A 13,153-nucleotide genomic window follows, 5' to 3' on the forward strand; every position below is an offset into this window, starting at 1 on the left:
ACGCCGTCAATGCCTGCCAGGAGGCCATCATGTCTGATCGTCCGTTGTCGCTGTTCAAGCTCAGTGCTTCCATCGCGTTTGGGGTGTGGTTGGGGTTTATCGCCATCGCGCTGACGGCTTGGCTGGCATCGCGCTATCTGTTCCCGCAGAGCCTGGCACCGGTGGCCCAGGCCGTGCAGCAATTGGGCAAGCCTGCGGTGGTGGCACCTGAACCGCCGAACCGCATGTTCGAGCAGTACCAGCAAAACCTGCAGAAGCAGGAACAACAACAAACCCTGGACCAGGCCCGCAACAATGCGCGTAACTTGTCCAATCCCAAATGCCAGTTCTGGCTGCAACAGGACCAGAACGCCCCCAACGAAAAGACCCGGGCCAATGTCCTGCAATTCTGCGATTGATGACCATGAATAAACACGCCGTGCACCCGCTCGTACTGGAAAAGCTCACCCTCGACCTCGACATTGCCCAACGCGCCGCGCAGACCGCCTACGAAACCGCGACCCACGAAGAAAACATCGCAGAGAACAAATACGACACCCTGGGGTTGGAAGCATCCTACCTGGCGGCGGGGCAAGCCAAACGCGTGGAGGAGATCAAGCAAGCGTTGGCGCTGTGCCAGAACATGCAACTGCGTGCTTACGATGATCAGCGGGGCATTGAAATCGGCGCGCTACTGGGCCTGGAAGACGAAAACGGTCGCCAGCAGTGGCTGTTCCTGGCGCCGGACGCGGCGGGCTTGAAGGTCGATGTGGTCGGGCAACCGGTGACCGTCATCACCCCGCGCTCGCCACTGGGCAAAAGCTTGCTGGGTAAGTTCGAAGGCGATGAGGTGGAGATTCTGGTGGCGGGCGCTCGGCAACATTTTACGGTTACCGAGGCCCGATAACCTGTAGGAGCGAGCGTGCTCGCGAAGCACACAAGCACGCCGCGTTAATCCTGGCGCCCTGCGTTATCGTTGACGATTGTCGCGAGCAGGCTAGCTCCTACAGTGGATCGCATTCATTCACTTAATGGACGGGCAGCTCAACGCCATCAAACAACGCTTCCAGCTCCTGCTTATTGTGGCACTGGATCGCCTTGGCCATGACCTCACGGGTCAGGTGCGGCGCAAACTTCTCGATGAAGTCGCACATGAAGCCCCGTAGGAAGGTGCCACGACGGAAGCCAATCTTGGTCACGCTGGACTCGAACAGCTCGCTGGCATCCAGCACCACCAGGTCTTTGTCGAGCGCAGTGTCGACCGCCATCTTGGCGACGATGCCCACGCCCAGCCCCAGGCGCACGTATGTCTTGATCACGTCGGCGTCGGCTGCGGTGAACACCACTTTCGGCGTAAGACCGCGATGGCTGAAGGCTTCGTCAAGCTTGGAACGGCCGGTAAAACCAAATACGTAAGTCACGATCGGGTATTCAGCCAGGGCTTCCAGGGTCAACTTCGGCAGCTTGGCCAACGGGTGACCTTGAGGCACGACGACGCAACGGTTCCAGCGGTAGCACGGCATCATCACCAGGTCGCCGAACAGCTCCAGGGCCTCGGTGGCGATGGCGAAATCGACGGTGCCGTCAGCGGCCATCTCGGCGATCTGCATCGGCGAACCCTGGTGCATGTGCAGGGCCACGTCCGGGTACTGCTTGATGAAATCGCGGATCACCGGCGGCAACGCATAACGCGCCTGGGTGTGGGTGGTGGCGATGGACAGGGTGCCCTTCTTCTCGTTGGAGAATTCCTGGGCGATCTGCTTGATGCTTTCGACTTTGCGCAGGATCTCGCCAGCGGTGGTGATGATGCGCTCACCGGCCGGGGTGACACGGGTGAGGTGCTTGCCACTGCGCGCGAACACTTCAACGCCCAGCTCGTCTTCGAGCAGGCGGATCTGCTTGCTGATACCGGGTTGCGAGGTGTAAAGGCTTTGAGCGGTAGCGGAAACGTTGAGGTCGTGGTGCGCCACTTCCCAGATGTAGCGCAGTTGTTGAAGCTTCATATGTGTCCCTCAAAGCAGATAGACGCCACGGGTATCAGCGACGGTATATAACTATATTAAAGGTTCGATGGATAAATCTAGAACTTTTTATCGTTCCCAACCATCACACGTCCTCACTGCGTCGACGCTGCAACGAAGGCACCAGGTAAACCGGCACCGTAGACAACTGCAGCACCCGAGCAGCCGTGCGCCCCAACGGGGTGGCCGCCGCGGTTGCATGGCTATGACTACCTACGATCAACAGGTCTACGGAAAGTTTGCGCAGTTGGTCGAGTATCACCTCACACGGGTCCCCCTGGATCACCCGTACCGAGCGAATCAACTTCAGGTCTTGCTCCCCGTCACCCAACTCCTCGCGAAAACTGTCCAGCACCCGCTGTTCGATCGTCGCCATGACCGTGGTCACCCCCTGACTTTGCCACTCACTCAGGGCCTTCTCATCAAGGTAGCTCTGTAACACCGATTCGGCGAACAGCCCTATGGGCTCGACTACGTGAATCACATACAGGTCCGCCTTGAACGTCCGCGCCAGCGCCAGCGCATGCTGCATCACATAAGGCGCATACAGACCGAGGTCCGTGGCGTACAGCATCGAACGAATCATAGAACCTCCTGGGCGGCCAGGATGGCGGAGATGAAATCAGCTTAGCAGCGCCTCGCTGACTTCGACTGACTTACAGCTTCACCTCATTACTGATGCCATGGGGCACATGCCCGGTGGCGACAAACTCCATGGCTTTCTCGCAATGCCCGGCCTGGTCATCGAAGAACACATCGGCAGCAAACGCCTCCAGGAACGCGGATTTTTCCAGGCCGCCCAGGAACAACGACTCGTCCAGGCGAATATCCCATTCACGCAAGGTGCGAATCACCCGCTCGTGTGACGGCGCCGAACGGGCAGTGACCAAGGCGGTGCGGATCGGGCAGGCCTCATCGGGAAACTCGCGCTGCAATAAGTTGAGTGCCGCCAGAAACCCTTTGAAAGGACCGCCGTGCAAAGGCTGGCGCGCCGACTCCCGCTCATTGGCCTGGAACGCCTCCAGCCCCCCGGCCTGGTACACGCGTTCCGACTCATCGGAGAACAGCACCGCGTCGCCGTCGAAGGCAATGCGCAGTTCTTCGCTGGAGGCACGGTTCGGACCGCCGGACAGAATCGTCGCCGCTGCAAACCCGGCATCGAGGGCACTGCGCACGTCTTCAGCGTGGGTAGAAAGAAACAGATGGCAACCAAACGCTGCCAGATAAGGATAAGGACTACGCCCGCCTACGAAAGCGGCGCGGGAAATATCCAGGCCGTAATGTTGGATTGAATTGAACACGCGCAGGCCAGTGTCGGCACTGTTGCGCGACACCAACACCACTTCGACCCGGGCACGGCCGAGACTGGCATTGAGGCTCAGCAGCTTCTTGACCAGCGGGAAAGCGTCACCGGGCTCGAGGATTTCCTCCTCGTGTTCGATCTGGTACTGGCGGTAAGTTTCGACCCCTTCGGCCAGGTAGACCTTGTGGCTTTCACTCAAGTCAAAGAGGGCCCGCGACGAGATCGCCAGCACCAGTTTGTCGCCCAATCCCTTTGCCATCGTGTGCCCTCGAACTCAGCGGTTATGTCGATCAATGAAACTCAAGGCTTGGTACAGCGCCTGCATCCGCGGCAGTTCGCACCCGGCAGCCTTGGCGGCAGCGAGTGGCCGGGCGTAGATCGCCGCCAGTTCCAGCGGGCGTTTGTGCACGTGATCGTGGTACATGCTCGGCAGATAGTCGTCCATGGTTTCGGTCATGGTGAACATCTGCTCGGCGTAGCTTTGCGGGATGTCATGACCACAGGCGTGGGCACCCTGTATCACTTCGGCCATCAGCGCCTGGATCAGCGCGCGACTGGACTCGTCGGCCATCATGGCCGTGGTGCCCGCGCCCAATAATACCGAGAGGCCGTTGTAGGGCACGTTCCACACCAGTTTGTGCCAACGGGCCTGATGCACGCTGGCCATGGCCTGGGACTCAATGCCAGCCTTGTGAAACAGCGCTGCGCCGGCTTCGACGATCGCCTGTTGGGCGGCACCATCATTGGCCGCCGTGCCACTGTGATAACCCAGGTTTACCCGGCCTAACGCCTGATGCTCGATCACGCCGGGGGCAGAGCGGTGCACGCCGATGTAGCACAGGCCACCCAGCAGGTGCAGCGATGCGGGCAGGTGCTGACGCAGGCTGTCTTCGACATCGAGGCCGTTTTGCAGCAGCACCACCTTGGCATCCGGCGCGGCCACCTGGGCGAGGGTCGGGGCCAGCTCGAGGTTGCCGGTCGACTTGGTGCCTACCAGCAACCAGTCGCACGGCGGCATATCGGCCGCACGGGCATACGCTTGTACCGGATGCAGGTGCAAGGGGCCATGCACCGTGCTGTTCAGATGCAGGCCGTGCTCGCTGACCGCCGCGTATTCACTGCGCAACAGGAAGTGCACATCGAAACCGGCGCGCGCCAGCATCAAGCCGTAGAAACCGCCGATGGCGCCGGTGCCGATGATGCCGATCCGCGGCGACTGGGGTGTAACTGCTGTCATGGCAATTCCTCAGGTGGACGGGTGAGTGCCTGTTTTACTGAGTCGAAAACGTCGTCACGCGTAAGACGTGTGTGTATTTGCCCCAGGAATTGACCCTCGCACACCACGAACAGCGCCGGCAAATGAAAGATCTGGTAGCGTTCGACCGCCCCACCGTTCTGCCCGGCGTCCACCCAGCACACGCGGTCCACTGGCAACGGCCAGCCCGGCAACTGTTGGCGCGCCCAACGGCAACTGGAACACCCCTGGCTCGTAAACACGACGAGCGAAATACCTGGCAATCCCAGCAATTGCTGGTCAATATCCAGGTCGGTCAATTCCAGTTCCTTCACTATACTGCTGCCACCGCCGTCAATTGGACGGTGCTCGGAGTCCGTGTACATGGGTCGTTTTTTACCTCACCCTGATGATGTCGCTGTCGAGTTAATCCAACGCCCCTCTCCTGCTATCCCCCGCCAACGCCTGCACACCAGCGGCCTGGGCGGCATCGCCTGCGATTGGCCACGTGCCTGGCGCGAAGGCACGGCGGTTGATCTGCACATCCCCTCCCTGGGCGCCAGCGCGCGTTATCCGGGCTATGTGGCGTGGTGCCGCAAGGTGGAAACCGGCTACCGCGTCGGTATCTCGTTTACCGACGAACATGCCTTGTTCGGTGCCCGCATGGGTGAGCAAGCATGCCGGATACAGCGCTATTGCCGCCAGCACGAAGATGCCGAGCCGACACCCCAGCAACTCGAAGCCCTCGCCCGCGAGTGGGTATCGCGCCATGCGGGCGAGTTCTCCCATGAGGCCTTTGTGGCGCCAGCACTGGATTAAAGCGGGCTTTGCCCATTGTCGCGGGCCCGTGTTACGCGCTAAGGTTCCTCCCCCTGCATTCAAATCATGCTGTGCTCCGCCGCACGGGGATGGCTGGCGGCCGGCACCCGTGACCCTGACGAGTAACACGATGGCTGATTTACCGATCAATGACCTAAACGTCGAATCCAACGAGACCCTGATCACACCCGATCAGCTCAAGCGCGAAATCCCCCTGAGCGACGCTGCCCTGCAGACCGTCACCAAGGGCCGCGAAGTCATCCGTGACATTCTCGACGGCACCGACCACCGCCTGTTCGTTGTCATCGGGCCTTGCTCGATCCACGACCTGAAGGCTGCCCATGAGTACGCCGAACGCCTGAAAGTACTGGCGGCGGAAGTGTCCGATACGCTGTACCTGGTGATGCGCGTCTATTTCGAAAAACCGCGCACCACCGTCGGCTGGAAAGGCTTGATCAACGACCCGTACCTGGACGACTCGTTCAAGATCCAGGACGGCTTGCACATCGGTCGTCAATTGCTGCTGGACCTGGCCGAGATGGGCCTGCCCACTGCCACCGAAGCCCTGGACCCGATCTCCCCGCAGTACCTGCAGGACCTGATCAGTTGGTCGGCCATCGGCGCACGTACCACCGAATCCCAGACTCACCGTGAAATGGCGTCCGGCCTGTCCTCGGCCGTGGGCTTCAAGAACGGCACCGATGGCGGTCTGACCGTGGCGATCAACGCGCTGCAATCGGTCTCCAGCCCACACCGCTTCCTGGGTATCAACCAGGAAGGTGGCGTGTCCATCGTCACCACCAAGGGCAACGCCTACGGTCACGTGGTATTGCGTGGCGGCAACGGCAAGCCCAACTATGATTCGGTCAGCGTTGCGCTGTGCGAGCAGGCGTTGAACAAGGCGAAGATCAAGCCGAACATCATGGTCGACTGCAGCCACGCCAACTCCAACAAGGACCCGGCTCTGCAGCCGTTGGTGATGGAAAACGTTGCCAACCAGATCCTGGAAGGCAACCAGTCGATCATCGGCCTGATGGTCGAGAGCCACCTGAACTGGGGTTGCCAGGCGATTCCAAAAGACCTGGCCGACTTGCAGTACGGCGTGTCGATCACCGATGCCTGCATCGACTGGTCCGCCACCGAAAACACCCTGCGCAGCATGCACGCCAAGCTCAAGGACGTATTGCCTAAGCGCAAACGCACCTGATTTAAACTGCGCACACAAAAACGCCGGGCTGAGCCCGGCGTTTTTCATTGCATTGTCTATGTCTTACAGCTTGGCGGCATGGCGCTGGTGGCGCTCCATGTAGCGTTCGACGTAGGAGCAGGACGGGATCACCGTGTAACCGGCCTCTTCGGCGAACTTCAAGGCTTCCTCGGTCAATGCCGCCGCAATCCCACGGCCCCGCAGTGCGTTGGGCACGAAGGTCCGATAGATGTCCAGGGTCTGTTTGCCGAGGTCCATATAGGTCAGATAGGCACGATGACCGTCCACATTGGTCTCGAACTGATGACCAGCCTGGTCATGGTGGATGGACAACGCCTCGCTCATCACTACTCCTCGCGGGTCTTGGTTTCTGACCCCTACCTTACCGATGTTTTTCCGGCGAAGGAACATCTACGCCACCCCGTGCCGGTTTCGACAACGAGAAAACCCTGAGCGCTTACAACCAGCACGTAGGGAATAGTAGGCACCAATCCTGAAATTGCTCAAGGCGCACTCGTCATCCGCTGCCGCTGGTGGATATAGAAAGGGCTCCGATCAACCTGGGATCGAAAGCCTGAACATTGCCGGCACTTGAACCTTAAGACGAACAGGCGCTCTTAAAGTCACCTCTACATGCGTAAAAGATGCAGGACAACGCAAAGCCATGCTGAACGGAAGTATCAGCGTGGATATATAAAATTTCATCTGTTTGCAAGGCTTAACACATGCGGGCCGGCCCTTTCAGCCTGGATCCAATTTTTGCCTGTTCGAAAAAATTGGACGGTTTTTATACAAACCTCCAAAAGATTAGCCAAAATAGATTCGGCGCGAGAATTTTTTTTGCTTCTTGCGCTACGTCAGTTTACTTACTACAAGTAATGGGTAGTATGTACGCCGGCTATTAGCTCACTCTGGGCGAACTAGCTATCTAATAGAAAGTCCTTGAAGGGGAACACGATGAACAACGTTCTGAAATTCTCTGCTCTGGCTCTGGCCGCAGTTCTGGCTACCGGTTGCAGCAGCGTCTCCAAAGAAACCGAAGCTCGTCTGACTGCAACTGAAGACGCAGCAGCTCGCTCCCAGGCCCGTGCAGACGAAGCCTACCGTAAAGCTGATGAAGCTCTGGCTGCTGCTCAAAAAGCACAACAGACTGCTGACGAAGCTAACGAGCGCGCTCTGCGTATGCTTGAAAAAGCTAGCCGCAAGTAATAATCCCTCGGGGTTGTTATCAAGCCGATCCATTTATGGGTCGGCTTTTTTATTGCCTGGGGTGTGTACCTCAATCTCGGGCAATAAAAAGCCCGCCCCGGCGCAAGACCGTGGCGGGCTTATGATCGAGCGACTTATTGCTGCAGGTCGATCGGCGCGCTCACGGCGACCGAGGCCGCGCCAGGCTCGCCGATCTCCGTCGGCAAACCATCTTCCGCCGCGACCACATCGCGCACCTGGTCCCAGTTCACCCGCAATTGATTGGCCAAGTCTTCACGCTTGAGCAAGGCGTTGATGACAGCGGTGTGTTTGTCGACCACCGACGGCGTCCCGTCATCATTCAACGGCGTATGTGCTTCCAGGTAGACCTTGCCACCACTGCGACCGAATTTATAGGCATCGTTGATGATGCGCACCGACGTCCCCACCGGCACCATGCCCGCCATCTCCAACACGTTGTTGTTGAACATGCGGAAGCAGCCGTGACTTGTACGCGTGCCGATACCAAATTTCATGTTGGAACCGTGGATCAGGTAACCCGGCGTGCCCAGGGTGAACTTGAACGGACCCAGCGGATTGTCCGGGCCGGCCGGCACCACGTTGGGCAGCGGGTCACCATTGGCGGCGTGCTCGGCCTTGATCGACGCGGGCGGCGTCCAGGTCGGGTTGGGTGTCTTGGCGATGATGCTGGTGTGGGCAATAGGAGAACCCCAGCCTTCACGACCGATCCCCAACGGGAACGTGTAGACCACGTTCTGGCCCTTGGGGAAGTAGTAGAGTCGGTATTCCGCCAGATTGATCACGATGCCTTCGCGCGGGCCCGGCGGCAGGATGAAGCGCGTCGGCAGCACGATCTCGGTGCCCGCGCCCGGCAACCATGCATCCACGCCGGGGTTGGCGGCGACCATCTCCGAGTAACCCAGGTCATAGGTGGTGCCCAGGTCGGCAAAGGTGTCTTCGTACTTGGCCTTGATCACCTGGACCTGGCCGACGATGTCTTCACCCGGCGGTGGCAAGGGCAACTGCAGGGCCGACGCAGAACCGGCCGCACAGAGTGCAGCGAGAGACAGGCAGCAGGTGACGACGGAAAGGCGCGACAACATCCGGTAAATCCTTCGCAGACGACGGGTAGGTAAACATCGATTGTATACGTGAAGCGCGCTTCTAGCTGCCCCCTACAACTCGAAACGCAGCTCCGGCCAGATCGGCGGCGTACCCCGCTTCTGGGACTCCAGGATCGCACGGCACAAAGGGCACAGGCGCTGGTCCTGGAAAATCGAACGATCCACCCGCGACCAGCGCGGTTGCGCAGGCAAGAGCGTGCCGCAGAGTGTGCGATCGATGGAGCCCCCCAGCTCAAGTTGACGCGCCACCAGATGCACCCGCACTTCCTGACAGGCGAACAGGTCCAGCTGCTCGTCCGGCTCGATCAGTTGGTAGTTAAACAGGGACCAGGCAGGACGCGACATCGGGGGCTCCAAATCGGGGGGGCGCCACCTTAGCCGAAAGCCTGCCGGTAGAAAAGCGTCATAACAGCGGTTTTAGCGTCGGCCAGACATTTTCCAGCAACTTATTCTGGGCGCCGACCGCCGGGTGAAGTTGATCGGCCTGCATCAGCTCCGGATGCCCGCCCACGCCGTCGAGGAAAAACGGCACCAGCGGGACGTTTTTTTGCTTGGCCAACGCACCATAGACCTCGGCAAATGCGGTGGTGTATCGCGGGCCATAGTTGGGTGGCAGTTGCATCCCCAACAACAGCACCTTGGCCCCGCCGGCCTTGGACTGATCAATCATCGACGCAAGATTTTGTTGCAATTGCGCGGGTGGCTGGCCGCGCAAGCCATCGTTGCCACCCAACTCGATCACCACCACGTCCGGCTTATGCTCTGCAAGCGCCGCCGGCAGCCGCGCCAGGCCTCCGGCGCTGGTATCCCCGCTGATGGAAGCGTTGACCACTTTATCGTCGAAACCTTCCTGTTTGAGCCGTTGTTGCAGCAGGGCAACCCACCCTTTGCTGGTATCCAGGCCGAAACCGGCACTGATACTATCGCCAACGATCAGGACTGTACCCGCCGCTGCGTTCTGGGCCATGCACATCAAGGCCAGGCCAGCACTCAAAAACCACATTCGCATCGGATTCTCCATGGGCGCAAGCATTCTCACCGCGCGGAACCTTAGCAAAGTGGTTCCCAGCGCGGAAGGTGAACTGACTATCCTGCACGAACTGAGCCTGGAACTGAACAAGGGCGATAGCCTGGCTATCGTCGGCAGCTCCGGCTCCGGCAAATCCACCCTCCTCGGCCTGCTGGCCGGCCTGGACCTGCCCAGCAGCGGCGAAGTCACCCTCGCCGGGCAAGCCCTCAGCACCCTCGACGAAGACCAGCGCGCACGCATCCGTGCCGAGCACGTGGGCTTCGTGTTCCAGTCGTTCCAACTGCTCGACAGCCTCAACGCGCTGGAAAACGTCATGCTGCCGCTGGAACTGGACGGCCGCAAAGACGCCCGAGAACGCGCCCGACACTTGCTTGAGCGTGTCGGACTGGGCCAACGCCTGACCCACTCGCCGCGCCAACTTTCCGGTGGCGAGCAACAACGGGTGGCGATTGCCCGCGCCTTTGCCGCAGAACCGGACGTGCTGTTTGCCGATGAACCCACCGGCAACCTCGACAGCCACACCGGCGAGCGCATCAGCGACCTGCTGTTCGAACTCAACAAAGAGAGCGGCACGACCCTGGTGCTGGTCACCCACGACGAGCGTCTGGCCCACCGTTGCCGACGCCTGATCCGCCTTGAAGCCGGCCTGATGGTCGCGCCCCTGGAGCCTTGATGGCACGTTTGCCGCTGTTGCGCCTGTTCAGCCTTGCCATGCGCCAATTGCTGCGCGACGCCCGCGCCGGCGAATTGCGCGTGTTGTTCTTCGCCCTGCTGGTGGCCGTGGCAGCCAGCACCGCCATCGGTTACTTCGGTGCGCGTCTCAATGGCGCCATGTTGTTGCGCGCCACCGAGTTCCTCGGCGCCGACCTGGTACTGGAAGGCAGCTCGCCCGCACGACCGGAGCAAATCCGCTCAGGCACCGAACTGGGCCTGGATCACGCCCGCATCGTGGAATTTTCCAGCGTCATTGCCACCGATAACGGCATCCAGCTCTCCAGCATCAAGGCAGTCAACGAGCAGTACCCGTTGCGCGGTGAACTGAAAAGCGCGGCGGCCCCCTTTGGCGCTGAAACCCCAGGCGGCGGACCAAAACCCGGTGAAGCCTGGGTGGAAGCGCGCCTGCTGACCGCGCTGGACCTCAAGGTCGGCGACAGCATCGATGTGGGCATGAAGACGCTGCGCCTGGCCCGCGTGCTGACCTACGAGCCGGACCGCGCCGGCAACTTCTACAGCCTGACGCCAAGGGTGATGATCAACCTGGCAGACCTGGACGCCACCGGTGTGGTGCAGCCCGGCAGCCGCGTGAGTTATCGCGAATTGTGGCGCGGCCCACAGGGCAGCACCGTGCTGCAGACCTATCGAGACCTGGTCAAGCCAGGCCTCGCCGCCAACCAACGCTTGCAGGACTCCCGGGACGGCAACCAGCAGATCGGCGGCGCCCTGGGCAAGGCCGAGCGCTACCTGAACATGGCCAGCCTGGTGGCCGTGCTGTTGGCCGGTGTGGCCGTGGCGCTGTCGGCCAACCGCTTCGCAACCCGACGTTTTGACGCCAGTGCGTTGCTGCGCTGCCTGGGATTATCGCGACGCGAAGCCATGTTGCTGTTCAGCCTGCAACTGAGCGTACTGGGACTGCTGGCGAGCCTCACCGGCGCCGTGCTCGGCTGGCTGGCGCAGTTTGGCCTGTTCTATTTCCTCCACGACCTGCTGCCGGCGGACGTGCCACCCGGTGGGCTGCTGCCGGCGATCGCCGGGATCGGTACAGGGCTGGTCGCCCTCGCCGGTTTCGCCCTACCGCCCCTGGCCGCACTGGGTCGTGTGCCACCGCTGCGGGTATTGCGTCGCGACATGCTGCCGATTCCTTCCAGTACCTGGATGGTCTATGGCGCGGCGCTGTTTGCCTTGGGCCTGATCATGTGGCGCCTGAGCCTCGACCTGGTGCTGACCTTCGCCCTGCTGGGCGGCGGCGTGGTCGCTGCGCTGATACTCGGCGGCTTGCTCCTGCTGCTGTTGCAAAGCCTGCGTCGCCTGCTGGCTCGCGCGTCACTGCCTTGGCGCCTGGGCCTGGGCCAACTGTTGCGTCACCCACTGGCGGCGGCGGGTCAATCCCTGGCCTTCGGCTTGATCCTGCTGTCCATGGGCTTGATCGCCCTGTTGCGCGGCGAGTTGCTCGACACCTGGCAAAACCAGTTGCCCAAGGATGCGCCCAACTATTTCGCCTTGAATATCCTGCCAGCCGACAAGGACGCGTTTGGCGCCCGCCTGCTGGAACTGCAAGCGCAATCCGCACCGCTGTATCCGGTGGTGCCGGGACGTTTGATCAGTATTAACGGCGAACCCGTACAGGAAATCGTCAGCAAGGACTCCAGCGGTGATCGCGCGGTGCAACGCGACCTGAGCCTGACCTGGGCCGCCGAACTGCCGCCGGGCAACGCCCTGACCGCGGGCTCGTGGTGGTCACAACAACCCACCGATGAAGTCCCTGGCGTCTCTGTCGAAGCCAAGGTGGCGGAAAGCCTCAAGCTCAAGCTCGACGACCACCTGGTGTTCACGGTCGGCGGTGAAAATCGTGAAGCGCGGGTGACGAGCCTGCGGACCATCAACTGGGACAACTTCCAGCCCAACTTCTTCATGATCTTCCAACCGGGCACCTTGAAGGATCTGCCGACCACCTACCTGACCAGCTTCTACCTGGCGCCAGGGCATGACCAGCAGATCGTCGACCTGTCGCGGGCCTTCCCGGCGGTGACCATCTTGCAGGTTGAGGCGCTGCTGGAGCAGTTGCGCAGCATCCTTGCGCAAGTGACCCTTGCGGTGGAATACGTGCTGCTGTTTGTGTTGGCGGCGGGGATGGCGGTGCTGTTCTCCGGCCTGCAAGCCACCTTGGATGAGCGCATCCGACAAGGGGCACTGCTGCGCGCACTGGGCGCCGAGCGCAAGCTATTGGTCAAGGCCAGGCGCATCGAGTTCGGTTTGCTGGGTGCCGTGAGTGGCCTGCTCGCAGCGCTCGGGACCGAGTTGGTGACCTTTGTGTTGTATCGCTATGCGTTTGACCTGGCCTGGCAGCCTCATCCGTGGCTGTTGCTGCTGCCGGTGATCGGTGCCGTACTGATCGGTGGTGCAGGTGTGTTTGGCACTCGTCGTGCGCTCAATGCCAGCCCACTGACCGTGCTACGCGAAGGCTGAAACGCAGTCGGCCCGCGTTCATTACTGAATGCGGGCCGACTTCG

Annotated in this window: 16 protein-coding genes; 7 read left to right on the top strand and 9 right to left on the bottom strand. The window is 60.9% G+C overall.

Translation table 11 applies throughout. The annotated features are described in order from the left end of the window. Nucleotides 1–29: 29 nt before the first annotated feature. Nucleotides 30–398: a hypothetical protein gene (locus AB4O08_RS04195; RefSeq protein WP_010211859.1), complete on the top strand. Its 369-nt coding sequence runs from the start codon at nucleotides 30–32 to the stop codon at nucleotides 396–398. A gap of 5 nt (nucleotides 399–403) precedes the next feature. Next, nucleotides 404–886, top strand: a complete 483-nt coding sequence (locus AB4O08_RS04200) for a GreA/GreB family elongation factor (protein WP_010211861.1) — start codon at nucleotides 404–406, stop codon at nucleotides 884–886. 121 nt (nucleotides 887–1,007) lie between these two features. Here AB4O08_RS04200 and cysB read toward each other — a convergent pair whose 3' ends face one another. The 5 genes from cysB to AB4O08_RS04225 form a co-directional block, all read right to left on the bottom strand. Further along, entirely contained in the window at nucleotides 1,008–1,982 is a 975-nt protein-coding gene (cysB, locus tag AB4O08_RS04205; protein WP_010211864.1) for an HTH-type transcriptional regulator CysB, read from the bottom strand. 103 nt (nucleotides 1,983–2,085) lie between these two features. Then, the gene (locus tag AB4O08_RS04210) at nucleotides 2,086–2,586 is read right to left on the bottom strand and encodes a universal stress protein (protein WP_010211866.1); all 501 of its coding nucleotides are present in this window, start codon (nucleotides 2,584–2,586) and stop codon (nucleotides 2,086–2,088) included. Between the two features lie 70 nt (nucleotides 2,587–2,656). Continuing rightward, complete coding sequence (locus AB4O08_RS04215; protein ID WP_106120329.1) at nucleotides 2,657–3,562, bottom strand: 5'-nucleotidase; 906 nt, start codon at nucleotides 3,560–3,562, stop codon at nucleotides 2,657–2,659. A gap of 15 nt (nucleotides 3,563–3,577) precedes the next feature. Then, on the bottom strand, nucleotides 3,578–4,540 hold the full coding sequence (locus AB4O08_RS04220; RefSeq protein WP_010211869.1) for a putative 2-dehydropantoate 2-reductase: 963 nt from the start codon (nucleotides 4,538–4,540) through the stop codon (nucleotides 3,578–3,580). Then, nucleotides 4,537–4,923: a YbbN family protein gene (locus tag AB4O08_RS04225; RefSeq protein ID WP_010211871.1), complete on the bottom strand. Its 387-nt coding sequence runs from the start codon at nucleotides 4,921–4,923 to the stop codon at nucleotides 4,537–4,539. The genes AB4O08_RS04220 and AB4O08_RS04225 overlap by 4 nt, the downstream gene beginning before the upstream one ends. On the opposite strand from AB4O08_RS04225, the gene AB4O08_RS04230 reads away from it, so the two are divergent. Next, on the top strand, nucleotides 4,922–5,356 hold the full coding sequence (locus AB4O08_RS04230; RefSeq protein ID WP_010211873.1) for a PilZ domain-containing protein: 435 nt from the start codon (nucleotides 4,922–4,924) through the stop codon (nucleotides 5,354–5,356). The genes AB4O08_RS04225 and AB4O08_RS04230 overlap by 2 nt on opposite strands. A gap of 130 nt (nucleotides 5,357–5,486) precedes the next feature. After that, on the top strand, nucleotides 5,487–6,563 hold the full coding sequence (locus tag AB4O08_RS04235; RefSeq protein ID WP_010211874.1) for a 3-deoxy-7-phosphoheptulonate synthase: 1,077 nt from the start codon (nucleotides 5,487–5,489) through the stop codon (nucleotides 6,561–6,563). Nucleotides 6,564–6,626: 63 nt separating this feature from the next. On the opposite strand, the gene AB4O08_RS04240 is transcribed toward AB4O08_RS04235, so the two are convergent. Continuing rightward, nucleotides 6,627–6,908 carry a GNAT family N-acetyltransferase gene (locus AB4O08_RS04240; protein ID WP_003189869.1) on the bottom strand — a complete coding sequence of 94 codons (282 nt, stop codon included), beginning with the start codon at nucleotides 6,906–6,908 and terminating at the stop codon, nucleotides 6,627–6,629. 612 nt (nucleotides 6,909–7,520) lie between these two features. Between AB4O08_RS04240 and oprI the strand changes: the two genes are divergently transcribed. Next, nucleotides 7,521–7,772, top strand: a complete 252-nt coding sequence (gene oprI, locus AB4O08_RS04245) for an outer membrane lipoprotei OprI (RefSeq protein WP_003172710.1) — start codon at nucleotides 7,521–7,523, stop codon at nucleotides 7,770–7,772. A gap of 134 nt (nucleotides 7,773–7,906) precedes the next feature. Here oprI and AB4O08_RS04250 read toward each other — a convergent pair whose 3' ends face one another. The 3 genes from AB4O08_RS04250 to AB4O08_RS04260 form a co-directional block, all read right to left on the bottom strand. Continuing rightward, a complete protein-coding gene (locus AB4O08_RS04250; RefSeq protein WP_010211877.1) occupies nucleotides 7,907–8,875 on the bottom strand; it encodes a L,D-transpeptidase family protein in 969 nt (322 codons plus the stop codon). 72 nt (nucleotides 8,876–8,947) lie between these two features. After that, nucleotides 8,948–9,241, bottom strand: coding sequence for a hypothetical protein (locus AB4O08_RS04255; RefSeq protein WP_010211879.1), 294 nt, complete (start codon nucleotides 9,239–9,241; stop codon nucleotides 8,948–8,950). Nucleotides 9,242–9,299: 58 nt separating this feature from the next. Further along, entirely contained in the window at nucleotides 9,300–9,905 is a 606-nt protein-coding gene (locus tag AB4O08_RS04260; protein ID WP_010211880.1) for an arylesterase, read from the bottom strand. 10 nt (nucleotides 9,906–9,915) lie between these two features. Here AB4O08_RS04260 and AB4O08_RS04265 point away from each other — a divergent pair, with 10 nt between their 5' ends. Beyond that, the gene (locus AB4O08_RS04265) at nucleotides 9,916–10,599 is read left to right on the top strand and encodes an ABC transporter ATP-binding protein (protein WP_005786391.1); all 684 of its coding nucleotides are present in this window, start codon (nucleotides 9,916–9,918) and stop codon (nucleotides 10,597–10,599) included. Next, on the top strand, nucleotides 10,599–13,109 hold the full coding sequence (locus tag AB4O08_RS04270; RefSeq protein WP_010211881.1) for an ABC transporter permease: 2,511 nt from the start codon (nucleotides 10,599–10,601) through the stop codon (nucleotides 13,107–13,109). Before AB4O08_RS04265 ends, AB4O08_RS04270 begins: the two co-directional genes overlap by 1 nt. Nucleotides 13,110–13,153: the final 44 nt, after the last annotated feature.

It is taken from the genome of Pseudomonas sp. H3_E07, from assembly GCF_054668895.1.